At 64.9% G+C, this 23,659-nt stretch carries 20 protein-coding genes; 10 read left to right on the forward strand and 10 right to left on the reverse strand.

Translation table 11 applies throughout. The features are described from left to right. Nucleotides 1-34 precede the first annotated feature (34 nt). Genes G6N15_RS10395 through rfbA form a run of 4 tightly spaced genes read left to right on the forward strand, consistent with a single transcriptional unit; the run spans nt 35 to nt 3,421 of the window. Nucleotides 35-1,360 carry a UDP-glucose dehydrogenase family protein gene (locus G6N15_RS10395; RefSeq protein ID WP_083088649.1) on the forward strand — a complete coding sequence of 442 codons (1,326 nt, stop codon included), beginning with the start codon at nt 35-37 and terminating at the stop codon, nt 1,358-1,360. A 4-nt stretch (nt 1,361-1,364) separates the two neighbouring features. Further along, nucleotides 1,365-2,120: a maleylpyruvate isomerase family mycothiol-dependent enzyme gene (locus G6N15_RS10400; RefSeq protein WP_083088648.1), complete on the forward strand. Its 756-nt coding sequence runs from the start codon at nt 1,365-1,367 to the stop codon at nt 2,118-2,120. Between the two features lie 49 nt (nt 2,121-2,169). Continuing rightward, the gene (locus G6N15_RS10405; protein ID WP_083088647.1) at nt 2,170-2,544 is read left to right on the forward strand and encodes a nuclear transport factor 2 family protein; all 375 of its coding nucleotides are present in this window, start codon (nt 2,170-2,172) and stop codon (nt 2,542-2,544) included. A 10-nt stretch (nt 2,545-2,554) separates the two neighbouring features. Then, on the forward strand, nt 2,555-3,421 hold the full coding sequence (gene rfbA / locus G6N15_RS10410; protein ID WP_083088646.1) for a glucose-1-phosphate thymidylyltransferase RfbA: 867 nt from the start codon (nt 2,555-2,557) through the stop codon (nt 3,419-3,421). Here the strand turns inward: rfbA and G6N15_RS10415 are convergent. Then, a complete protein-coding gene (locus tag G6N15_RS10415; protein WP_083088645.1) occupies nt 3,372-4,661 on the reverse strand; it encodes a YibE/F family protein in 1,290 nt (429 codons plus the stop codon). The two genes, rfbA and G6N15_RS10415, sit on opposite strands and share 50 nt — an antisense overlap. A gap of 195 nt (nt 4,662-4,856) precedes the next feature. On the opposite strand from G6N15_RS10415, the gene G6N15_RS10420 reads away from it, so the two are divergent. After that, nucleotides 4,857-5,300 (forward strand): DUF732 domain-containing protein, encoded by a 444-nt coding sequence (locus tag G6N15_RS10420; protein WP_083088644.1) that lies wholly within the window; start codon nt 4,857-4,859, stop codon nt 5,298-5,300. Nucleotides 5,301-5,453: 153 nt separating this feature from the next. Here the strand turns inward: G6N15_RS10420 and G6N15_RS10425 are convergent, their stop codons facing one another. The 3 genes from G6N15_RS10425 to G6N15_RS10435 form a co-directional block, all read right to left on the reverse strand. Beyond that, nucleotides 5,454-6,746, reverse strand: coding sequence for a pyridoxal phosphate-dependent aminotransferase (locus tag G6N15_RS10425; RefSeq protein ID WP_083088643.1), 1,293 nt, complete (start codon nt 6,744-6,746; stop codon nt 5,454-5,456). Nucleotides 6,747-6,761: 15 nt separating this feature from the next. Next, a complete protein-coding gene (locus tag G6N15_RS10430) occupies nt 6,762-9,623 on the reverse strand; it encodes a heterodisulfide reductase-related iron-sulfur binding cluster (protein WP_083088642.1) in 2,862 nt (953 codons plus the stop codon). A gap of 171 nt (nt 9,624-9,794) precedes the next feature. Beyond that, nucleotides 9,795-11,636: an Hsp70 family protein gene (locus G6N15_RS10435; RefSeq protein WP_179961802.1), complete on the reverse strand. Its 1,842-nt coding sequence runs from the start codon at nt 11,634-11,636 to the stop codon at nt 9,795-9,797. Nucleotides 11,637-11,979: 343 nt separating this feature from the next. Here G6N15_RS10435 and G6N15_RS10440 point away from each other — a divergent pair, with 343 nt between their 5' ends. Beyond that, nucleotides 11,980-12,204 (forward strand): hypothetical protein, encoded by a 225-nt coding sequence (locus G6N15_RS10440; RefSeq protein ID WP_083088641.1) that lies wholly within the window; start codon nt 11,980-11,982, stop codon nt 12,202-12,204. Between the two features lie 220 nt (nt 12,205-12,424). Here the strand turns inward: G6N15_RS10440 and G6N15_RS22870 are convergent, their stop codons facing one another. The 4 genes from G6N15_RS22870 to G6N15_RS10460 form a co-directional block, all read right to left on the reverse strand. Then, a complete protein-coding gene (locus G6N15_RS22870) occupies nt 12,425-13,102 on the reverse strand; it encodes an oligopeptide transporter substrate-binding protein (RefSeq protein ID WP_179961740.1) in 678 nt (225 codons plus the stop codon). Between the two features lie 82 nt (nt 13,103-13,184). Beyond that, entirely contained in the window at nt 13,185-13,736 is a 552-nt protein-coding gene (locus G6N15_RS10450) for a hypothetical protein (RefSeq protein WP_083088640.1), read from the reverse strand. A gap of 57 nt (nt 13,737-13,793) precedes the next feature. Next, the gene (locus G6N15_RS10455) at nt 13,794-14,723 is read right to left on the reverse strand and encodes an LLM class F420-dependent oxidoreductase (RefSeq protein ID WP_083088639.1); all 930 of its coding nucleotides are present in this window, start codon (nt 14,721-14,723) and stop codon (nt 13,794-13,796) included. A 21-nt stretch (nt 14,724-14,744) separates the two neighbouring features. Beyond that, complete coding sequence (locus G6N15_RS10460) at nt 14,745-15,302, reverse strand: hypothetical protein (RefSeq protein WP_083088638.1); 558 nt, start codon at nt 15,300-15,302, stop codon at nt 14,745-14,747. 581 nt (nt 15,303-15,883) lie between these two features. Here G6N15_RS10460 and G6N15_RS10465 point away from each other — a divergent pair. Next, complete coding sequence (locus G6N15_RS10465; RefSeq protein ID WP_083088637.1) at nt 15,884-16,492, forward strand: TetR/AcrR family transcriptional regulator; 609 nt, start codon at nt 15,884-15,886, stop codon at nt 16,490-16,492. On the opposite strand, the gene G6N15_RS10470 is transcribed toward G6N15_RS10465, so the two are convergent. Beyond that, nucleotides 16,493-17,134 (reverse strand): cutinase family protein, encoded by a 642-nt coding sequence (locus G6N15_RS10470; protein WP_232070447.1) that lies wholly within the window; start codon nt 17,132-17,134, stop codon nt 16,493-16,495. Nucleotides 17,135-17,455: 321 nt separating this feature from the next. Between G6N15_RS10470 and G6N15_RS10475 the strand changes: the two genes are divergently transcribed. Together G6N15_RS10475 and G6N15_RS10480 are read left to right on the forward strand one after the other, a co-directional pair. Further along, nucleotides 17,456-17,902: an MmpS family transport accessory protein gene (locus G6N15_RS10475; protein WP_179961803.1), complete on the forward strand. Its 447-nt coding sequence runs from the start codon at nt 17,456-17,458 to the stop codon at nt 17,900-17,902. Next, nucleotides 17,899-20,787 (forward strand): MMPL/RND family transporter, encoded by a 2,889-nt coding sequence (locus G6N15_RS10480; RefSeq protein WP_083088636.1) that lies wholly within the window; start codon nt 17,899-17,901, stop codon nt 20,785-20,787. Before G6N15_RS10475 ends, G6N15_RS10480 begins: the two co-directional genes overlap by 4 nt. A 9-nt stretch (nt 20,788-20,796) precedes the next feature. On the opposite strand, the gene G6N15_RS10485 is transcribed toward G6N15_RS10480, so the two are convergent. Next, entirely contained in the window at nt 20,797-22,005 is a 1,209-nt protein-coding gene (locus G6N15_RS10485; protein ID WP_083088635.1) for a cytochrome P450, read from the reverse strand. Between the two features lie 217 nt (nt 22,006-22,222). Between G6N15_RS10485 and G6N15_RS10490 the strand changes: the two genes are divergently transcribed. Further along, entirely contained in the window at nt 22,223-23,659 is a 1,437-nt protein-coding gene (locus G6N15_RS10490; RefSeq protein WP_083088634.1) for a WS/DGAT/MGAT family O-acyltransferase, read from the forward strand.

Here is a 23,659-nt window from a genome sequence, read left to right on the forward strand (position 1 = left end):
AGTTAGCTCATCGCGGCCGCCTACATAGGGCAGTATGAGGTGCACCGTCTTCGGCACGGGCTATCTGGGCGCTACCCACGCTGCCGGGATGGCTGAACTGGGGCACGACGTCGTCGGCGTCGACATCGATCCCGGTAAGGTGGCCAAGCTGGCCGGCGGCGATATCCCGTTCTACGAGCCAGGGCTGCGAAAGATGTTGTCGGACAACATCGCTGCGGGCCGTCTACGGTTCACCACTGACTATGACCTCGCCGCCGACTTCGCCGACGTGCACTTTCTCGGTGTCGGCACTCCGCAGAAGAAAGGCGAGTACGGCGCTGACCTCCGGCACGTTCATGCTGTTATCGATGGCCTGGTGCCGCGGCTGACCCGGTCAGCGGTCATCGTCGGAAAGTCCACCGTGCCGGTCGGCACCGCCGCTGAGCTCGGCGAGCGGGCCCGGGCGCTGGCGCCGGCGGGAGTCGACGTGGAAGTCGCCTGGAATCCGGAGTTTTTGCGGGAGGGCTTCGCGGTGCAGGATACGCTGCGCCCAGACCGCATTGTGCTTGGTGTACAACCGGATTCGCGACGTGCCGAGCAGGCGGTCCGTGAACTGTACCGACCGCTGCTAGAGGCGGGCGTCCCGTTTCTGCTGACCGACTTGCAGACAGCGGAATTGGTCAAGGTTTCCGCCAATGCTTTTCTGGCAACGAAGATTTCGTTCATCAACGCGATCTCCGAGGTGTGCGAGGCCGCCGGTGCTGACGTCACCCTGCTTGCGGACGCGCTCGGACACGACCCGCGGATAGGACGACGATGCCTCAACGCGGGCCTGGGTTTCGGCGGCGGCTGTCTGCCCAAGGACATTCGCGCGTTTATGGCACGCGCCGGCGAATTGGGGGCCGACCAGGCCCTGACTTTCCTGCGTGAGGTCGACAACATCAACATGCGGCGCCGCACCCGGATGGTCGAATTGGCGACCATCGCCTGCGGAGGCTCGCTGCTTGGCGCCAACATCGCGGTGCTGGGCGCGGCGTTCAAACCCGAATCCGACGACGTGCGCGACTCACCGGCGCTCAATGTCGCCGGCCAATTGCAGCTCAACGGCGCCACGGTCAACGTCTACGACCCCAAGGCCCTCGAAAACGCTCAGCGAGTGTTTCCCACCCTGAACTACGCGGTGTCGGTGGCCGAAGCCTGCGAGCGCGCCGACGCGGTGCTGGTGCTCACCGAATGGCAGGAGTTCGTTGACCTCGACCCCGACGACCTCGCCGGCCGAGTGCGGGCCAAGGTCATTGTCGATGGCCGCAATTGCCTGGACGTGCATCGTTGGCTGGGCGCCGGTTGGCGGGTGCACTGTTTGGGCCGCCGCGTAGCCTAGCCGCGTGGACTACGCGGCAGCATTCCTCGAGCAAAACCGCGCCTTCGGAGAAGTCATCCGCAGCGGCGACCAATCGACCCCAGTGCCGACCTGCCCGGGCTGGACTTTCAAGGAGCTGTTTCGCCACGTCGGCCGCGGCGACCGGTGGGCCGCGCAGATCATCACCGACCGCGTCGAGCACTATCTCGACCCTCGCACGGTAGAAGGCGGCAAGCCGCCGGCGGATCCCGACGAGGCGATCGCCTGGCTGCACGACGGCGCGCAGCGGTTGATCGATGCCGTCGAACAGGCCGGACTCGACGCGCCAGTTTGGACGTTCATCGGGCAGCGGCCCGCGTATTGGTGGATCCGGCGCCGGCTGCACGAAGCGACCGTGCACCGAGCCGACGCCGCACTCGCGCTGGGCGCCGAGTACACGGTTGAACCGGCGTTGGCGGCCGACGCGATCAGCGAATGGCTGGAACGGGTCGCCAGCCAGGCCGGCCGCGAGGGCGAGCCGCTGCCCCTCGAGCCCGGCAACACCGTCCACCTGCACGCCACCGACCCCGGCCTGGGCGCCTCCGGCGAATGGACCATCCACGCCGACGACGGCAGGATCACCTGGTTGCACGAGCACGGCAAGGGCACGGTTGCGCTGCGCGGCACCGCCACCGACTTGATGCTGGCGATGGTGCGCCGGGTTCCGACGGCTGATACCGGCATCGCGGTGTTCGGCGACACCGCGGTGTGGCAGAACTGGCTTGACCACACGCCCTTTTAGCGCGGGCAATCATGTCAAGCCCAGCACCACGCACGGTACTTTTCACACCATGACCACATCGGAGATCGCCACCGTTTTGGCGTGGCATGACGCGCTGAACGCCGCCGACCTCGACACCCTGGTGGCATTGTCCAGCGAGGACATCGAAGTCGGCGACGCTCACGGTGCCGTGCAAGGTCACCAGGCGTTGCGCAAGTGGGCGGCTGACACCAAGACCACCGCAGAGCCGGGCCGGATGTACGTCCATGACGGCGTCGTCGTCGTCGAAGAAAAAATCAGCAGCCCAGACAATCCCGAGGCCACCAGGACTGCCGCGTCGGCGTTTCGGGTGGTCCACGACCACGTCACTTCGGTGTTCCGCCACGACGATCTGGCGTCGGCGTTGGCGGCCACCGAACTCACCGAGGCCGACCTCGTCGACTGAGGAGTCGTTGATGCGCGGAATCATCCTGGCCGGCGGCTCAGGCACGCGGCTGTATCCGATCACCATGGGTGTGAGCAAGCAGTTGCTGCCGGTGTACGACAAGCCGCTGGTGTACTACCCGCTGTCCACGTTGATGATGGCGGGTATCCGCGACATTCTGGTCATCACCGCTCCTCACGATGCGCCTGCGTTCCACCGCGTGCTCGGCGACGGCGCCGTATTCGGCGTCAACATCAGCTACGCGTTTCAGGACCAACCTGAGGGCCTGGCGCAGGCCTTCGTCATCGGCGCCCACCACATCGGCACCGACACGGTGGCATTGGCGTTGGGCGACAACATCTTCTACGGTCCCGGCTTGGGCACGAGCCTTCGCCGCTTCCAAACAATCGACGGCGGAGCCATTTTCGCCTACTGGGTGGCCAACCCGTCGGCGTACGGCGTCGTCGAATTCGGCGACGACGGCATCGCGCTGTCGATCGAGGAGAAACCGGCCACACCGAAGTCGAACTACGCGGTGCCGGGCCTGTATTTCTACGACAACGACGTAATCGAGATCGCCCGGGGCCTAAAGAAATCCGCGCGCGGCGAATACGAGATCACCGAAGTCAACCAGATCTACCTCAACCAGGGCCGGCTCGCGGTCGAGGTGCTCGCCCGCGGCACCGCTTGGCTGGACACCGGAACCTTCGACTCGTTGCTGGACGCCAGCGACTATGTGCGCACCATCGAACGCCGGCAGGGCCTCAAGATCAGCATCCCGGAGGAAGCGGCGTGGCGGATGGGTTTCATCGACGACGAGCAGCTGGCCCGCCGCGCCCACACTCTGCTCAAGTCCGGCTATGGCCGGTACCTGCTGGAGCTGCTGGAACGACGCTGATGTCCCGTTGCTTCGCGCTGTGGTGCGGCGTGGCAAGCAACGCGGCGATCGCCGTCGTCAACGGCACCGAGAGCGCAAGCGCAATGCCACCCACGGCTGAACGAGCCAGCTCGATAGCCACGTTCTCGCTCGTCAGCACGTCGCCCAGGGAGCGGTTGGCCACGCTGAACAACAGCAGCAGCGGCAAAGCGCTGCCCGCGTAGGCCAGCACCAGGGTGTACACCGTGCTGGCGATGTGGTCGCGGCCCACTCGCATCGCACCGAGGAAGATGGCCCGTCGCGAGTTGTTGGTGCCCAGGTGGGCGAGCTCGAACACCGTCGACGCCTGCGTCACAGTGACGTCATTGAGCACGCCGAGGGATCCGATGATGAAGCCCGCCAGCAGCAGGCCGGTGATCGACACGTGGCCCAGATAGGCGGCGACCTGATTGTTCTGTTCCTCCGACAGCCCGGTAAGGTGCGCCAAACGGATTGCCGCCCAGGATAATCCAGCTGCGACCAACAGCGACGACAAGGTGCCCAGCAGCGCCGCGCTGGTCCGTAGATTCACCCCATGCGCCAGATAGATCACCGCATACAGGATTGCCGCGGAAGCTACCAGCGCCACCGGGACAGCAGGGGCGCCGTCGCGCAGTGCGGGCAACAAGAACACCACCAGCACGGTGAAGGCCACCACAACGCCGACAAGTGCCAGCAGGCCGCGCCAGCGTGCCACCGCGACGACCACCACCGCGAACGCCAAGGCAAGCAAGGCCAGCGGCCACGTGCGTTCGTAGTCGTAGAACGCGTAGCCGGTGGCGCCTTGCGCATCGAGCTGTCGGACGATGCGGATGTGCTCACCGGCGCTCAATTGGGGCTGACCAGGGCCGGGGGTGAACTCCAGCAGCGTGTCGGCCCCCGCGTTCGGTCCGGAATCGATCGCCACTACCGTGCGCACGCACTGTCCGCTACCGGGTATGCCGGGCAGCGGGTCCGCCGTGAGCACTTGACCTGCTGATCGGCTGCCGCAGTCGCCCAGCCCGCTGGAGCGCACGTGCCCGCTCACAGTGCTGACCGCGCCGCCCGCCGCGTTCTGGAACGGCATCGGAATGTCGACCTTCTGCCGGCTGGGCCACAGCCACACCGCTCCGGCGAGGACGGCCACGCCGATGGCGACCAGCAGCGCCACCACGATATTGGCGGCCATCCGGCCAAAAGGCGAGGTGGAGGACGACAAGCTGTGCGAATGCGAGTGGGTCACCGGTACAGCGTAGGGAGCGCAGTAATGGGCTAGTTGACGACGGGACGCTCGCCCGTGACTCCCGGGCCGCGGTCCGGGCGAACGTCCAGGCCAGTTGGGCGGGCTGAGCGGAAGGTTTCAGCAAAGTAGTAGCAGACGCGTCGCCCGGGGCGGCACACGATAACCGTTAGCACGCCTACGCTTGGTTACATAACGATGACAACGACACCAAATCCGCCGTCCGTGCCCGGCATGGCCGTGGTGGCCGCGCTGGTAGCCGCCATGGCAGCTATTGGCGGGGTGGTTGTTTACTACCGGGAACACGATCGCGTCGTACCGAGGCACACTACGCCCGATTCGCAGGCCATGTCCGCGCCGCCGACCGCTGCGCCATCGCAGCCACTGCTAGACAAAGATGGCCGATTCATCTTCCTGCTGACCGCTCAAGGGCTACAGGTACGGACAGCTCCCGACGCCACGATCAGTGACGCGCATCGCGTTTGCCTGCGCATTGCGCGCGGCGAAAGCGAACAGCAGGTCGTCCAAGACATTGTTCAGGGAACACCGGGCATGTCAGCGGATACCGCAACCGCTTTCGCCGAGACCGCTATCAGCGTGTACTGCCCGGAGGGCTCGATAGACGAGGCCACGGGTGACTAGGCGCACATCGGCGCCGAACCTGCGTTCACCGCGTCGACTCTGCGTCCACGGCGGCGAAAACGCGGGAAGCCGCGCCATACGCGCAGACTCGACGCCATAGGCGCAGACTCGACGCCGTACGCGCAGCCTCGACGGTATGACGGTATGCCGTCCCTACTGGCGGTAGCTGGCCAGGAAGTTACCCAGCCGCTCGATCGCGTTGGCCAAGTCCCGCGACCACGGCAGGGTGACGATGCGCAGGTGATCGGGTGCGGGCCAATTGAATCCAGTGCCCTGGGTGACGAGGATCTTCTCTTGGAGCAGTAGGTCCAACACAAGCTGCTCGTCGTCGTCGATCTCGTACACCTCGGGATCGAGCCGCGGAAACGTGTACAGCGCCCCAGCGGGTTTGACGCACGACACGCCGGGGATCTCATTGAGTTTGGTCCAGGCGACGTCGCGCTGCTCGAGCAGCCGGCCACCGGGCAGCACGAGGTCCTCGATGCTCTGGTGACCGCCCAGCGCCACCTGAATTGCATGCTGCGCAGGCACATTCGGGCACAGCCGCATGTTCGCCAATAGGCTGATGCCTTCGATGAAGCTGCCGGCGTGGTCCTTGGGACCGGTGATCACCAGCCAGCCGGCCCGGTATCCGGCCACTCTGTATGCCTTCGACAAACCGTTGAACGTCAGGCACAGCAGGTCGGGCGCTACCGAGGCCATGCTGATGTGCTTGGCGTCGTCGTAGAGGATCTTGTCGTAGATCTCGTCGGCGAGCAGCAGCAGCTGGTGCTTGCGCGCCAAATCGGCCATCTGAGTGAGGATTTCGCGGCTGTACACCGCTCCGGTCGGGTTGTTCGGGTTGATGACGACCAGCGCTTTGGTGCGCTCGGTGATTTTGGATTCCAGGTCGGCGATGTCGGGCTGCCAGCCCTGGGTCTCGTCGCACAGGTAATGCACGGGTGTGCCGCCGGCCAATGACGTAGACGCCGTCCACAGCGGGTAGTCCGGTGCGGGGATCAGCACCTGATCGCCGTTGTCCAGCAACGCCTGCAGCGTCATGGTGATCAACTCGGAAACACCGTTGCCGAGGTAGACGTCGTCGACGTCCAATTGCGGGAAGCCGTCGACGAGTTCGTAGCGGGTGACCACCGCGCGCCGGGCCGGCAGAATTCCTTTGGAGTCCGAGTAGCCCTGCGCGTACGGCAGCGCCTGGATGATGTCGCGCATGATCACGTCGGGCGCCTCGAAGCCGAACGGCGCGGGGTTGCCGATGTTCAGCTTGAGGATGCGGTGCCCTTCGGCTTCCAGCCGCGCAGCGTGCGCGTGCACAGGGCCGCGGATCTCGTAGAGGACATCCTGCAGTTTGGATGACTGCGCGAACGTGCGCTGCCGATGGTGGTGGGCGCTGGTATGCCAGGGCAGCTGGTGGGTCGTCACGTCAACCATAGTGCCACCCTTGTCCAATGAAATTTGGTGATGTCAGCGTTTGCCCGGCGGACGGGCGCCGCGGGCAATGCCCAAACCTTTCACGGGCGGCGTCTGCGTTTCCTGGTCACCGTCCTTGTCGGAAGCAGCGGGTTCGGTTTCCGGTTGTGGTGTTGGCTCCGGCTTTTGCTCTTCGGCGGCGGGTTGTGCCGCGGCCTTTTTGGCGCCGGGCCGCTTGGCGCCGGCAGCGATTCCCAAGCCCTTGACCGGTGCGGTCGACGGCTTTGCTTCTGCAGCTTCGGTTTTCGCTTCGTGTTCCGCGGTGGCAGCGGATTGTGTTGGTGCTGCGGCTTTCTTGGCGCCCGGTCGCTTGGCGCCGGCGGCAATACCCAGCCCCTTGGCGGGTGCGGCGGACGCCTTGGCTTCCTCGGCGGGCTTGGCTTCCTCGGCGGGCTTGGCTTCCGCGGTGGTTGGCTGCGCGGCCGCGGTTTTCTTGGCGCCGGGCCGCTTGGCACCCCCGGCGATGCCCAGACCTTTAGCGGCAGGCGGAGGCCCGGCTTTGGCGGGTTTTTCCGCCGCAGGCGCGGCGGCCTTAGTCGGTGCCTCTGTGGTCTCCTTGGCCGGAGCGGCTGGAGCGGCCGCCGCCGCCGCCGCGGCCTTCGGTGCCGCCTCGGCGGCCTGCTTGGCGGCCGTGCCCTTTTCCGGCAGTTTCACCGAGCTGCGGTCGATGGATTCCAGCAGGAGGTTGGCGACGTCGCGCACGTCGACGTCCTCGCGGCCGGCGGCTTCGGCGCGGTCGTTGACACCGTCGCTCACCATCACCCGGCAGAACGGGCAGGCGGTGGCGACCGTGGTGGCGCCGGTGCTCAGCGCCTCGTCGACGCGTTCGTGGTTGATTCGCTTGCCGATGTGCTCTTCCATCCACATGCGCGCCCCGCCGGCACCGCAGCAGAAGCTGCGCTCGGCGTGCCGGGGCATCTCGGTCAACGTCGCACCGGAGGCGCCGATCAGCTCGCGCGGCGCCTCGTAGACCTTGTTGTGCCGGCCCAGGTAGCACGGGTCGTGGTAGGTGATCGACGGTCCGCTGCCGTTGCCGTCGACGGGCTTGACCGGCACCAGCTTCTTGTCGCGCACCAGCCGGTTGAGCAGCTGGGTGTGGTGCAGCACGGTGTAATTGGCGCCCAGTTGCCTGTATTCGCGGCCGAGGGTGTTGAAACAGTGCGGGCAGGTGACCACGATCTTGCGGTCGACGGTCTCCACGCCCTCGAACACCCCATCCAGCGTCTCGACGGCCTGCTGGGCCAGCTGCTGGAACAAGAACTCGTTGCCGGAGCGGCGAGCGGAGTCGCCATTGCAGGTTTCTCCGTCGCCCAGAACCATGAACTTCACGCCGGCGATCGCCAGCAGTTCGGCGACCGCCTTGGTGGTCTTCTTGGCCTTGTCGTCGTAGGCGCCCGCGCAGCCCACCCAGAACAGGTACTCGTAGCCGTCGAAGCTGTCGACATCTTGGCCGTAGACCGGGACGTCGAAGTCGACTTCGTCGATCCAGTTGGTGCGGTCGGAGGCGTTCTGGCCCCACGGGTTGGCCTTGGTCTCAAGGTTTTTGAACAGCACCGACAGCTCGGAGGGGAACTCCGATTCCATCATCACCTGGTAGCGGCGCATATCGACGATGTGGTCGACGTGCTCGATGTCGACCGGGCACTGCTCGACGCAGGCGCCGCAGGTCACGCAGGACCACAAGACGTCGGGGTCGATCACGCCGCCCTGTTCGGCGGTGCCGACCAGCGGGCGGTTGACCTGCTCGGGCCCGGAGCCGGGTACCCGGCCGAACCCCGATTCGGGAACATGGTGGCCCTCGCCGCGACCGGACTCGATGTAACCGCCCTCGGCGTCGGCTTCCTTTTCCCCAAGGATGTAGGGCGCCTTGGCCATCCAGTGGTCGCGCAGATCCATGATGACGAGCTTGGGGGAGAGCGGCTTGCCGGTATTCCACGCCGGGCACTGCGACTGGCAGCGTCCACACTCGGTACAGGTGGCGAAGTCGAGCATCGCCTTCCAGCTGAAGTCCTCGATCTTGCCGCGGCCGAATTCCGCGTCGTCCGGCGGGTTTTCGAAGTCGATCGGCTTGCCGTCTGCCTCGATCGGCAGCAGCGGGCCCAGGCCGTCGGGCAGTCGCTTGAAGATGACGTTGATCGGTGCCAGGAAGATGTGCAGGTGCTTGGAGTGCAGCACGATGATCAGGAACGCCAGCATGACGCCGATGTGCAGCAGCAGGGCCACGGTTTCCAGGACTTCGTTGCCGGTGTGGCCGAGTGGCTTCAGGATCACGCCGAACAGTTGCGAGAGAAACGCTGCCTTGCCGTACGGCAGCGTGCTGTTGTTGACAGCGGAGCCGCGCACCAGCACGTAGGTCCAGATGACGTTGAAGATCATGAAGAGGATCAGCCAGGCGCCGCCGGTGTGTGAGCCGTAGAACCGGGACGTCCGGCCGATCTCGCGCGGGCTCCGCATCAAACGGATGATCGCGAACGTCGTGATACCGACGAACACCGCCGTCGCGAAGAAGTCCTGCAGAAAGCCCAGCACGTCCCAGCGGCCGATGATCGGGATGTGGAAGTTCGGCTGGAACAGCAGCCCGTAGGCCTCTATGTAGACCGTCAGCAAAATGAAGAAGCCCCACATCGTGAAGAAGTGGGCCAGGCCCGGAATTGACCATTTCAGCAGCCGGCGTTGCCCGAACACCTCAGCGACCTCGGTCCAGATCCGGGTGCCGATGTTGTCGGTGCGCCCGGTGGCCGGCTGGCCTGACAGCGTGAGCTTCGCCAGCCAGCCGACGCGCCTGGCGGCGAACAATCCCACGATCGCCGTCATGCCTAGGCCCACCACGAGTCTGATCAGCATCTGCGTGTCCACGGAGCGTCTCTCCAATTCGCGTTACTGAGCGGTAACCAAGCCAATGTTACTAGCCGGTAACTTGACCACTGCGCCTGCTGAGGTGCTGCTCGGCCTGCTCATAGTGACATCTTCGCGGGATTTGCCGCGACAAAGGCTGCCCTAACTTGACGCTGCCTACCGTTGCTCGCGCTAGGGACCGTAGTCGTTGACCGGCCCCGGATAGATCGGTATGGCGGGATTGGTGATCTGCGGCGGGCTGGACGTCACCCGCGGCGGGACGTATGGGGTCGTCGACCTGGTGGTTGTCGGCATAGCGGTAGTCGGCCGGGTGGTCGTGGTGGTGGGCGGCTGAGTCGTCGTGACGACGGTCGACGGGGGTGGTGTCACCACCGTCGTCTCGGTGGTGCCTTCTTGCGTCTCCGTCACCGTGACCACCGGCGGTGGTGATGCCGGCCGGGTGGTGGATGGTCGAGTGGTGGATGGTCGGCTCGGCGTCGTGACCTTGCTGGTGCTGTTGGTCGGCTTGGTGTTGGCCGTGCTGATCTTGACCGCCAGCACGGCCAATCCGCCGAGCACCACGAGCGCGGCGATGGCCGCCACGAAAAACAGCATTGGTGAACCTTTGAACCGGGCCCGGACTTCTGGCTCAGGAGCAGGCGCGGGGCGCGTGTACTGCACCGGCACGGGGGCAGCCGGCGGACCACCGCTGTACTCGCCGCTGTGGTCCTCGCCGGTGTAGGGCACCGGCTCCTCTCCGGTGCCTGGGTCTTGCGACCAGGCCAGCGCACGGTATGTCGCCGACTCAGCACCATCGACCGAGGACTCGTCCGCCGCGCTCAGCGCGGCGTTGGCCGCCCATGCCGACGGGGCCATATCCGTCGGGATCGGTGCGTCGAACCCGGGTGGGGCCCCCGGATCGAAAGCCGGCCGCACCCCTTCGGCGCGTTCGGTGGCCGCGCCGGCAGCGGATGCGGCGCTGACGGTGGCATCGGCGGCGGGCGGTGTGCTCGCAACGGCGCCCATCGCGGGTGATCTGCTCGCTGAGAATCGCTGCTGTGCCAGCACCGCCGCGCCGATGGCCGCGCTGAGCATCGGTGTCGGGGTCGTCACGATGGGCACACGGAGCCGATCCGACAGACGTTCGGTGATCAGTGGGATGCAGGCACCGCCGCCGACCGTCGCGATCGCGGCAAGTTTGGCAGCCGGAATCTCGTTGCGCTGCAATATCTGCTCGATGGTGGCCACGAATCGGTCCAACGGTTCGGAGACCATCTCTTCGAGCTCCGCGCGGGACAGGCGGACGTCCTGGCCGACACCCGGCATCTCTGCCGGGACGAGTGCGACAGTCGCGGCCGACAGTTGCTCTTTGGCCCGTCGACATTGGTCAAGCCGCCGAGCCAGCGACCCCACGGGCGCGGTTTTCGCGCCGTCGTCGTCGTAGGCCGAGGCGCCGTGCGCCTGCAGGTGGCGCAGAATCGCCTGGTCGACCTGGTGACCGGAGAATTCGGTGTAGCGCACCGTCTCGCCGATCTGCCGGAAATTCGATGCAGCGTCGGTGAGGGTAACGCTGGTGCCGCTGGCGCCGAAGTCGCAGAGCGCAACCATGCCGTCGGTCGGAAATCCCGGTTTGGCGTACAGCGCGGCGAGCGCGGCGGTGGCATCAGAGATCAGCGCCGGCGGCGCACCTTGGGGTGCCAAAGAAGGCTTGCCGCGTAGCGCCTCGCGCAGCGCGACGACGGACTCTTCGCGCCAATGCGCGGGAACCGCGACGGCGACCGGGGCCCCGTAATTGACGGTGCGCGCCACCGCCTCGAGCGCCTCGACCGCGAGTACGTCGCTGCGGTGGGTTGACCCGTCAGCCGCCACAAACGGAGTGGGGTCGCCGACCCGCTCGATGAAGCCCTGCAGCACCAGCCCAGGCTCGGTCAGGTTCGGGTTTTCGTCGGGAGTGCCGACCTCCGGTGGCCGGTGCCCGAACAGCGTCAATACGGAGCGTCGAGACACCGGCGGGCTGCCCACACGGGCTGCCACCAGATTCGCTATTCCAATTGACAACCCGAGCGAGTCGCTCGAGCCATGCATCCCTGCGTCGTTCATTCGGCTTTCAACAGCCCGTTTCCCCCATTCGACTTTCGGTGCCAGCGCATGCGGTGCTCCCTATTACTCCGCAGAGCAAACCGGAAGGGATTTCTGCTGATGATCGCCGCACATTTCGGGCTTGCCACGACGGCGAGCCGATCTTCAAGGCGGCACACGCCTGCTGTTAGACGCTAGCTTGAAACACCAAGCTGGTTACGAAGATACCCCTTACGGGTTAACGCCCGGGACGTGGATGCTGGGCGGAGTGTAGTCGTTCCACCAGTGATGGCGGTGCGTGCTCGTCGGCGAGGGTGCTACCGGCGCCGAGGTCGCGGTGGAAGGTGCGATGGGCGAGACCGGTACGGCGGTCGTCGTGGTCGCCGGGATCGGCGTGGTGGTCGCAGTGGTCGTGGTCGTCATGGTTGACGACTTGGTTGTCGACGACGTGGTGCGCTTCGACGGAGTGGTAGTCGATGGCGCGCCGCCGCCACCGCTACTGGCCAGCACGAGAAGCCCGTAGACGATGACCACGATCAAAATCACGACCATGAGGCCCCAAATGGCCAGCACCCACGGCTTGAGATACCACGCCGAAGACTGGTCGTCCTGATCCGCGGTTTGCTCGTCGAATTGCGAATCGTCATTGGAGCGGCGGTCTGCGTGATCCGGTGGTTCGCTGCCCCCCACAAACAGCGATCGTATCGACTACTGCACTGCAAAAACCAGTGGTGCGACCGAGGTCAGAGGCCCGGCGGCAAGTTGATGACGGTGGGCAAGGGCGGCAGCGTGATCTGCGACGGCGGGCTGAACGCGCCCGGTGGCGCGGTGCTCGTGCTGGTGGTCGTCGTTCCCGTGTCAGTCGTTGTAGTGGTGGTGGTGGTGGTCGTCGTTGTGGTTGTCGTAGTGGTCGTCGTGGTCGTGTCGGTCGTCGTCGGGGTGGTAGTGGTGGTTGCTGGCGCGGAGGTGGTCGGGGGAACGACCGGTGCGGCGGTGGTCGTCGGTGCTGCCGTCGTCGTCGCAGTGGTGGCCGATGTTGTCGACGACGGGGGAGCTGAGGGCTTGCCGTGCCCCTGGCTCGCCAGGGTGATGATGCCGTAGATGATCAGCGCGATCAGGATCGCGATAAGCACACCCAAGGCGACCAGGGCCCATGGCTTGCGATACCACGGGACGGGCTCTTCTGCCGGCTCTTGTGGGCTCTGGGCGTAGTCGGAGTATTCTGGCGCTCCCCCACTTTGGGGGTAATCGGCGGCGTACCGGGTGGGTTCGCCTTGCCCGTAGCTGGGGGCGTATTGGGTGGGCTCGCTTTCGCTGTAGTTACCGCCGTATCGGGTCGGCTCATCGCCGCTTTGGCCGTAGCCGGCGTATCTGGTCGGCTCGTCGTCGCCGCGGCCTCCTGGGGGTCCATAGTCCGTCACGGTCGCTGATGGTAGCGGTGAGCACCGCATAAACACCGCTGCCACGCGGGACGAAGGGGGACCGGCTTGCCGCGGTCAGCCGTCAGCGCCCGATGTGCGGCGGCAACGTAATCACGGTCGGCACTTGCGGGATCGTGATCACCGACGGCAGCGGCGGCAGGTTGGGGACGTGCGGTCGGTGCGGAGGCTGCTGGGCCGGTGGCGGCGCCTGCTGGGGCGGCGGAGCGGCGCCACCAGGCGGCGGCGGCGGTGGTGCCTCAGGTGCGCTGCTCTCGGTGGTCGTTGTGGTCGTGGTTGTCGGGCTCGTCGTGGTCGTGGTGGTCGTCGTGCTGGTCGACGACGTGGTGGAGGGCGCGCCACCGCCGCCACCACCGGTGGAAAGCTCGATGAGGCCGTAGATAATCAGTGCGATCAGTAGCACGACCAGCGCGCCCCATCCGACGAGCACCGCGCGCTTGCGATACCAAGGGGTGGGCGCGGCTTCGGCGTCGAGTGCTTCGAACTGGTCGGTGTTGTCCGGCTGCTCGGGCAACCCGTAAGCATCCGAATCGGGCCGCATCGGTCCGCCGGCGCCGTACTGCGCCATTTCGGTAGGCCGGTTGCTGGGGTCGTCCCGGCCGACGTCGCGTGCCACGGGACCGATCGTACTGATGCTGGGTAAACGCCGTGACCTTTGTTCGGGCTACCCGGTTCAGACCTGTCGCATCACCTGGGCGGCGAACAACTCCAGGTGATCGAGGTCAGCAAGATCCAGCAACTGCAGGTAAACCCGTTGCACGCCGGCCGAGGCGAAGGGACCCAGCCGATCAACGATCTGCTGGGGGCTGCCCACCACGGGGGAGTTGGAGCGCATCTCCTCGAGGTCGCGGCCGATGGCGCCCGCCCGGCGGGTGAGCTCGGCGTCGTCACGTCCGGCGCAGAGCACGAAAGCCGCGGAATAGGTTATCGAATCCGTAGAGCGGCCCACGGAGTCGACGGCGTCGGCGACGCGCTGGTATTGGGTCTGCACGGCGTCCAGCGTCGCGAACGGCACGTTGAACTCGTCGGCGAACGTCGCGGCCAACGCCGGCGTTCGCTTGGCACCTAACCCACCGATGACGATCGGCGGATGCGGGCGCTGCACCGGCTTGGGTAGTGCGGGGCAGTCACACAGCGCGTAATGGGTTCCGGCGTAATCGAATGTTTCGCCGACCGGCGTCGTCCACAGCCCGGTGATGATCTCCAGTTGTTCGGTCAGCCGGGCGAACCGCTCGCCGGGTGGTGGGAACGGGATCCCGTAGGCCTGGTGTTCGCGCTCGAACCAGCCGGTGCCCATGCCGAGCTCCACCCTCCCGTCGCTCATCGCGTCGACTTGGGCGACCGACACGGCCAGCGGCCCGGGATGACGAAATGTAGCCGAGGTGACCAACGTGCCGAGCCGGATCGAGGACGTTTCTCGAGCGATCGCGCCCAGCGTCACCCACGAATCGGTGGGTCCGGGCATCCCGTCGCCGCTCATCGCCACGTAGTGATCGGACCGGAAGAACGCCGAGTAACCCAATCCTTCAGCGGCTTGGGCCACGGCAAGTTGGTCGGTGTAGCTGGCGCCTTGCTGGGGTTCGACGAATACCCGGAAGTCCACGAGGCTCAGAGTACGGACAGCTCAGAACGTTTCGACGTTGTCGACGCTGACGAACATGCCATGGCCGGTGCGGTCGTTGGTGAACCGCGTTCCGTCGAGGGTCGCTGCGATGGTCCAGCCCTGCGCTGTGTAGGTGCGGTAATCGATGGTGACGGCGGGGATCGCGCCGATGTTGCCCAGCACCCACTGGACGGCGCCGCCGGCGGTGACGTTGACGCCGTTGGCGTGCTCACCTTCGGTCATGGGGGAGTTGGTGAACGGCGCCTCACAACCGACACTCTCGATATCGATCTGGCAGCGCGTCTTACCGGATTTGGTCTCGATGAACACATAGCCGTTCTCGTCGGGCGGCAGCGGGATGGCACCGGCCGGCGCTTGCGACGATGGCGGCGCCGGTTGCGGTGGGGTCTTGGGCGCCGGGGCCCGGCTGGGTCTGGGGAAGGACGGTTCGGTTGCCCCCGCCCCGGGCGACGCGATGGGTCTGCCGCCGACCGTCGAACTGCATCCTGCGACTATCAGGGCGCCAGCCAGCAGGCACCCAGCGGCCACGACAAGACGTTGTGTTTGCGATCTCCGCACCCGTGCTCCCCTACCTGCACTACTCCGTTTAGCCTACGCACGCTGTGACGGAAGTGACTGCAGTGACGCGCCCGGTCTCGGTCAACCGGCCATCGCCGCATAGCCGTGTGCGAGGCCACGCAGTTGTGCGGCGCCGTCACCGGTGAAGGAGGCGCCGTGCAATGAGCGCCAAAGTGGTGGGCTGCAGCTGCGCCAACCGCTCGAGCGTCGGTCCCAGGTTGGTGCTCATCGCGGTCGCGCGGAAAGCCGCTTCGGCTTCCAAAGCCGCTGCGGCACAGTCGGATTCGGTGAGTGCGGGGCACTGACGGGTATGGGTGAGCAGATCGCCGGCCAGCAGCGTCGCCGTTGTTTCATCGAACTACAGTCCGCTTTCCCAGCTGTGCGGCACATGCGGGGTGGCGATGAACCGTAGCCGGTGCCCCCGGCCGCGGTGACCGGGAAACCAGGGCGCAGGCACCTATCTGCGTGCCCGCGACCACGTCGAACACGTCGAGTGCAGCGACCTGGCCACCGGTCGCGACATCGACCAGCCCTAGTCGCCGCACGAGTACGGTACTGGTCTGTACTACCCAGTCAGCTCTATGGTGGGCGCTGTGACCCAAACTGCCGACACCGCCGCGGAGCCCTCACCGTGGTCACCCCGGGAGAGCGAGCTGCTTGCGGTGACGTTGCGGCTGCTGCAGGAACACGGGTACGACCGGTTGACCGTCGACGCGGTGGCCGCCACCGCGCGGGCCAGCAAGGCCACCGTCTACCGGCGCTGGCCGTCGAAAGCCGAATTGGTGTTGGCCGCGTTCATCGAGGGCATCCGACAAGTCGCCGTCGCACCCGAGACTGGCAGCCTGCGCGGCGATTTGGTGCGGGTCGGGGAAGTGATTTGCGAACATGGCCGCCAGCACGCCAGCACGATCCGCGCAGTGCTTGTCGAGGTGTCGCGCAACCCCGCGCTCAACGACGTCATGCAACACCAGTTCCTCGTCAAGCGCAAAGCATTGATCCGCCACATTCTGCAGCAGGCCATCGACCGCGGTGAGATCGACGAGGCCGCCATCAACGACGAACTGTGGGACCTGCTGCCCGGCTACCTCATCTTCCGGTCCATCATCGCGGGCCGGCCGCCCACGCTTGAGACCGTGCAGGCCCTAGTCGACGATGTCATGATCCCGAGCCTCACCCGGGTGGCTAAGTGACTACAGGTGACTGACGACGAAGGCCGCGGCGTCGTTGGTCATCCCGTTCGTCAAGTACGCCGCATGCGCGAGCGTCGGCGGCCCGCTGGGCGCGCCGTTGCAGATCGTGTCGTCGGGGGCGCACAAGTCGAGTGTTTTTGGCGCATACAGCGGGCCGATAGTGATCGGCGGTGCGCCGTTCTCCGTCAGAAACTGATTCGAGGGTCGGCCGAACAGCGTCACCGCGGCGACATGGTTGGCGATCTCCGGCGGCATCGGCTGGGGGATGTACGAGACGTACTGAGCGGGCACTTCCTTCGGTATGGCCGCTGAGGTGACGAAGCCGGCCAACGCCGCGCCTTGGGAATATCCGCCGAGCACGATCCTGGTGTTGGGGCAGTTCGCTGCCGTGGACTCGATGTGAGCGCCCGCGTCCCTAATGCCGTCGACAACTGTCCTGGCGAAGTCGATGCCCCCGCCGAAATCGCTGCTGGCGGCGTAGTTGACCGGATAGACCGCGACCGACCGGCCACCGGCTTGGGCGTTCAGCGCGTCGACGAAGGCCTGTCCCACCCCGCCGACTCCAGGCGGCTCGCCGGTGCCGCGGGCGAACACCACCTCGACGTCGGGGCACGGCTGTGCTGATGTGGACGCGGGCGGCATGCTCAGCAGCGCCGCCGCGCTCGCCACCACAACAGCACTAAGCAGGGGAAGGCGGCCCCTTATCGCTGCCTTCAGCCGGCCTGCCCATTGATTGCGCATAGATCTGACGTCGTTCATTGCCAACCCCCACTGTATGGCTCAATCCCGACCAGATGCCAACGCTACAGACAACTGATGACCCTGGTGAGCAGATGCTCAACGAGCAGCGCTCGGTCATCCGTTGTAGTGTCCGGTCCCGTACCGTACTGTTATTGCCGTCGACTCCCGCGTTGCAGACGGAGTCGCAAGCGGTCGCGTCGCCGGTTACCGAAAGGCCCAAAGGTGGCTGGGATTTCACCAACCCACGTCGTGAGGCGCTGGTGGATAGTGCTGGTCACCATCGCAGTGCTGGCGCTTGCGGGGTTCGGCGTATATAGGCTGCACGGCATCTTCGGATCACACAACGACACGTCCACCCCGACCGGCGTCCTGAGCGAGGGCGTGCCGTTCAATCCCAAACACGTGGTCTACGAGGTCTTCGGTGACCCCGGGGCGGTGGCAACCATCAACTACCAAGACATCCATGCTGCGCCGCAGCGAGTCGACCACGCGCCGCTGCCGTGGAAGTACGAGGCCACCACCACAGACCCCGCGGTCATCGCCAACCTGACCGCACAAGGTAACAGCAGCACCCTCGGGTGCCGCATCATCATCAACGACGAGGTGAAGGACGAGAGGACCGTCAACGAAGTGAACGCCTACACGTTCTGCCTGGACAAATCCGGATGAGCAACCACAACGCCATACCGCACACCGTCCGCCGGCTCGCGGTGCCGATCATCCTGTTCTGGCTGGGCATCGCTGCCGTCACCAACATTGCGGTACCGAGATTGGAGGCCGTGGCGAAGGCGCATCAGGTGGGCATGAGTTCGCCTAGCGCGCCAAGTCTGCAGGCGATGAAGCACATCGGCAAGGTGTTTCAACAGTTTGACTCCGACAGTGCTGCCATGATCGTGCTGGAGGGCGACAAGCCGCTGGGCGACGACGCCCACCGCTTCTACGACACGTTGATCCGCCGACTCGAGGCCGACAAGAAGCATGTCGAGCACATCCAGGATTTTTGGGGCGATCCGCTGACGGCCTCGGCCTCGCAGAGCAACGACGGCAAGGCCGCTTTGGTCCAGGTATATCTTGCCGGTAATCAAGGTGACGCATTAGCGGGCGAGTCCGTAGACGCCATCCGCGACATCGTCGATCACACGCCACCACCGAAGGGTGTCAAGGCCTATGTCGCCGGGCAGGCGCCGCTGATCACCGATCAGTTCGAGGTCGGCAACAAAGGAATATTGAAGGTCACGCTCATCACCTTCTTGGTGATCGTGGTGATGTTGGCTTGGGTCTATCGTTCCGCTGTCACCACACTGGTGGTACTAATCACGGTCCTTGTCGAACTGGCTGCGGCCCGGGGAGTCGTGGCCGTTCTGGGAAACCTGAACTTGATCCAGCTTTCGACTTTCTCGGTCAATATCCTCACGTTGCTGGCGATCGCCGCCGGCACAGACTACGCGATATTCGTTCTCGGCCGTTATCACGAGGCGCGTGCAGCCGGCGAAGATCGAAAGACCGCCTTCGACACGATGTTCCATGGCACCGCCCACGTCGTCTTGGGCTCGGGCCTGACGATCACCGGGGCGGTATTTTGCCTGAGGTTTGCCCGGCAGCCTTACTTTGAATCCATGGGCATTCCCTCCGCAGTGGGTATGCTGGTTTCGGTTCTGAGCGCGCTTACCCTGGGCCCCGCCGTACTAGCGGTGGGCAGTCGGCTCGGCCTACTCGAACCCAAGGTCACCATTAGAATGCGGGGATGGCGGCGCATCGGCACCGCCATCGTGCGCTGGCCGGCGCCCATCCTTGCGGTGGCAATCGCTGTTGCGCTTATCGGTCTGCTTGCCCTGCCGGGATACAGAACAAGTTACGACTCTAAGCCCTACTTGCCGGCCGCGACCCCGGCCAAGATCGGATATGCGGCCGCCGAGCGGCATTTTTCGCAGGCGCGGCTAAATCCTGAGCTGCTGATGGTCGAGGCGGATCATGACCTGCGCGATCCGGCCGACATGCTCCTCCTGGAGAGGGTGGCCAAAAACGTCTTCCACACCCCGGGTATCGCGAAGGTGCAGGCGATTACCCGGCCCTTGGGGACGCCGCTCGACCATAGCTCGATACCGTTTCAGCTCAGCCAGCAAAGCGTCGGTCAAGTCATGAACCTGAAATACCAGCAAGACCGAGCGGCCGACCTGTTAAAGCAGGCAGCCGAGCTAAGGAAAACGATCAACATATTGCAGCAGCAATATGCTCTCCAACAGCAGGCGGCCGCCGCTACCCACGAGCAGACGCAAAGCTTTCACGACACGATCGCCACGATCAATGACCTTCGGGACAAGATCGCCAACTTCGATGACTTCTTCCGGCCGATTCGCAGTTATTTTTACTGGGAGAAGCACTGCTACGATATCCCTGTTTGTTTCGCATTGAGAAATGTCTTTGACGCCATCGACGGCTTCGACGAGCTCGCCGAGCAGTTCACGAGTATCACCGCGTCGTTGGACAAATTGGATGCGCTCCAGCCGCAACTGGTGGCGCTGATACCTCCCCAGATAGACAGCCAGATGACGAATCTGGAACTGACGCTGTCCAACTACGCCACCAACTCCGGGATCACCAACCAGTCGGCGTATGCGAACGACAACCCGGCCGCGATGGGCCAAGCCTTCGACAAGGCAAAAAACGACGATTCCTTCTACCTGCCTCCGGAGGTGTTCTCGAACCCCGATTTCAAGCGGGGTCTGAAACTCTTTATGTCACCGAACGGCCGGGCCGCCGAGATGATCATCACCCATGAAGGTTATCCGGCGACGCCACAGGGCATCTCCCATGTTGACGCAATCAAGAATGCAGCAAAAGAGGCCGTGAAGGGAACTCCCCTGGAGGGCTCCCACATCTATCTCGCCGGAACGGCGGCGACCTACAAAGACATCCAGGAATCGGTGAAATATGACCTGATGATCGTTGGAATCGCAGCGTTGAGCCTGATTTTCCTGATCATGACGATCATCACCCGAAGCCTGGTCGCCGCGATCGTCATTGTGGGCACGGTGGCCCTGTCGCTGGGCGCCTCATTTGGGCTCTCCGTGCTGGTCTGGCAGGACATTCTCGGTATCCAGTTGTATTGGGTCGTGCTGGCGCTGGCGGTCATTCTGCTGTTGGCGGTCGGATCCGACTACAACCTGCTGCTGATCTCGCGATTCAAAGAGGAAATCGGCGCCGGCCTGAAAACTGGGATTATCCGCTCGATGGCTGGCTCTGGCTCGGTGGTCACGTCTGCTGGCCTGGTATTTGCTGCCACGATGGCGACTTTCGCCTTCGGTGCATTGGTGATTCTCGCTCAGGTGGGGACCACCATCGCGCTGGGCCTGCTGTTCGACACGCTGATCGTGCGGTCGTTTATGACTCCCTCTGTCGCAACGCTTTTGGGGCGCTGGTTCTGGTGGCCGCAGCGAGTGCGCCCGCGGCCGGCCAGTCAGATGCTTCGGCCCTACGGGCCGCGGTCGGCGGTTCGTCAACTGCTCTTGTGGGAAGACGACGATAAAGTCGTGACTCCGACCGTTTCACGGTGATCGACGCTCTCAGCGCCGCACCCGCACCGGTACGTGGGACCAGCCGGCAACGTTTTGCATGCTGACGCGTCGGCAGCCCTCCCAGATGACCTCGTAGCGCGGCATGAAGTCCAACAGTTTCTCCAACGCGATCGCGCTTTCCATGCGGGCCAGCGCAGCACCGAGGCAGCTGTGAATCCCGTAGCCGAAGCCGAGGTTTTGCGCCTCCGTGCGGTCGCGGTCGATGTCGAACTTGTCGGCATCGGTGAACGCATCAGGGTCGCGGTTGGCTGAGCCGCCGAGCAGAAAAACCGGCTTGCCGGCCGGGATCGTTACGCCGTGCAAGTACACCGGCTTGAGCGAATAGCGCACGTTGTACTGCGCGGGCGCCTCGTAGCGCAGCACTTCCTCCACTGCTGCCGGGATCTTGCTGCGATCGTCGAGTAGTTTTTGCCACTGATCGGGGTTGCGCGCGAACAGCACCACCGCATTGCCGACTAGCTTGGTGACGGTCTCGGCACCGGCACCGCCCAAAAGCACTGCGAAACCGGTGATTTCGACATCGTCCAGGCGAGTCGTCTGGCCGTCGTCACGCTCGACTTCGGCAGCAATCAGCGCGCTGATCATGTCGTCCTGCGGGTGCTCGCGCCGCTGCTGGATGAGATCGTAGTAGACTATTCCGATCTTGGTCACCGCGTCCCAGCCGCCCTCGTCCATCTCGATTTGGCCCGGTTCGCGGTGCAGCGATCTGTCGACCCAGTGGCGAATTTGTTGGCGGTGCTCGGGTGGCACACCGAGCATCGTGGTGATCACTTCCACCGGAAACAGCGCCGAAAAGTCTTGGACCACATCGAACTGGTCGGGGTTGACCGCCGACAGGAACCCGTCGATCAGTTCGGTGACCATCGGTTTCAACGCGCCGATCGCACGCGGGGTGAACACCTTGTTGACCAGGCTGCGCATCCGGCGATGTTCGGGCGGATCCATGAAGATAAGGGACTTCTGCTCCGGCGGCAGCCCGCCGCTCTTCACCATCGCCAGATCGACGCCGCGCGCCGAGGAATAGGTCTCGTGGTCCTTGAACGCGGCCGCGACGTCTTCATGGCGGGTCAGCGCATAGAAGTCGTGTTGCTCGTCGTAATAGACCGGTGCTTCCTGCCGCATTCGGCGGTAGGTCTCATACGGGTCGTTGAAGAACTCGTCTGAAAACGGATCGAACACCAACTGCGGCTTGGTCATCGCATCCCCTCGTCATCAATGCGACCCCGGTCGCCACTGCTGTTGTCGATGCAGAGCATCCGGCTCATGCTGAGCACCTGCTTAGCATGCGGCTGCTCGAGCGGTCAAGCTGCTGGGCCGCCGCCGAAAAGACCGGGTTTCGAAAGTCCACTGATGCGGCCTTGATCGGTGATTCGATGGAGCCACAAAGCGCGCCAGTCGAATCGGCGAGGTTGGTATGAAGCGGCTCAACGGTATGGATGCCATGCTGCTCTACAGCGAGACACCCAACCTGCACACGCACACCTTGAAGGTCGCGGTCGTCAACGCCGCCGACTTCGACGGGGAATTCAGCTTCGAGTTCTTTCGCGAGATCATCGAGCGTCGATTGCATTTGCTGGACCCGCTGCGCTTCAAGCTGATCGACATTCCGTACCGACTGCACCACCCGATGTGGTTGGAAAACTGCGAGGTCGACCTCGACTACCACCTGCGACGCGTCCAGGTACCCAGCCCAGGCGGCCGCAAAGAACTCGACGAGGTCATCGGCGAGATCGCCAGCACCCCGCTGGACCGCAGCCGTCCGCTTTGGGAATTCCACTTCGCCGAGGGCATGGCCGAAAACCGCTTCGCACTGATCGGCAAGGTGCACCACACGCTGGCCGACGGGGTGGCCTCGGCGAACCTGCTGGCGCGGCTGATGGATCTGGCCGGCTCGGCCACCGACGACGGTGCCGACTACCCCGTCTGCGCGATGCCGTCGAAGGGCGAGCTGCTGCGGGCAACCGGACGTGACCATCTGCAGCACGCGGCCGCCCTGCCCGGGTTGATGGCCGACGCCGTTCGCGGCTTTGTGCGGGTGCGGCGGCGCGCACGAGAGCGGCGTGACCACCCGGAGATGGCAAAGCTGTTCCGGACGCCGCCAACTTTTCTCAATCACGTCGTATCGCCGGTGCGGACATTCGCCACCGCGTCGTTGGCGCTGTCTGAGGTCAAAGCAATCGCGAAAAGTTTCGGCGTCACGTTCAACGACGTGGTGCTGGCGATTGCGGCCGGCGGGTTGCGCGAGTTGCTGTTGCGCTACGACGGCAGGGCCGACCGGCCGATCGTGGCGTCGGTGCCGGTCAGTACGGACAAGTCCGCCGACCGGATTACCGGCAACGAGATCAGCGGCCTGGTGGTGTCGCTGCCGGTGCACATCGACGATCCGCTGGAGCGGGTGCGGCTTATCGCATTGGCCACGGCAAGGGCCAAGGAAGACCTCGACCTGATGGGCCCGAAGTTGCAGGGCCGGCTGATGGAATACCTGCCACCGCTGTTGGCCCCGGCCATGTTTCGGTGGCAGTCCAAGCATGCTGACCACAACAAGCTGATGAATGTCGCGGTGTCCAACGTTCCCGGGCCGAGGGAACGGGGCCATCTCGGCGGTGCTCCGGTGAGTGAGATCTACTCCGTCGGAGTCCTCTCGGCCGGTAGTGCCTTCAACATGACGGTCTGGAGTTACGTCGACCAGGTCGACATCGCCGTATTGTCCGACGACCGGACGTTCAACGACGTCCACGAAGCCACCGACGCGATGGTTCATTCGTTCGCCGAACTCCGCCGTGCGGCCGGCTTCACCGGCAGCCCTACCGAGGTCACTACGGCGATGGGCCCGGCGCGCGCAAGCGGTTAG

It is taken from the genome of Mycobacterium noviomagense, assembly GCF_010731635.1.
Classification (GTDB): domain Bacteria; phylum Actinomycetota; class Actinomycetes; order Mycobacteriales; family Mycobacteriaceae; genus Mycobacterium; species Mycobacterium noviomagense.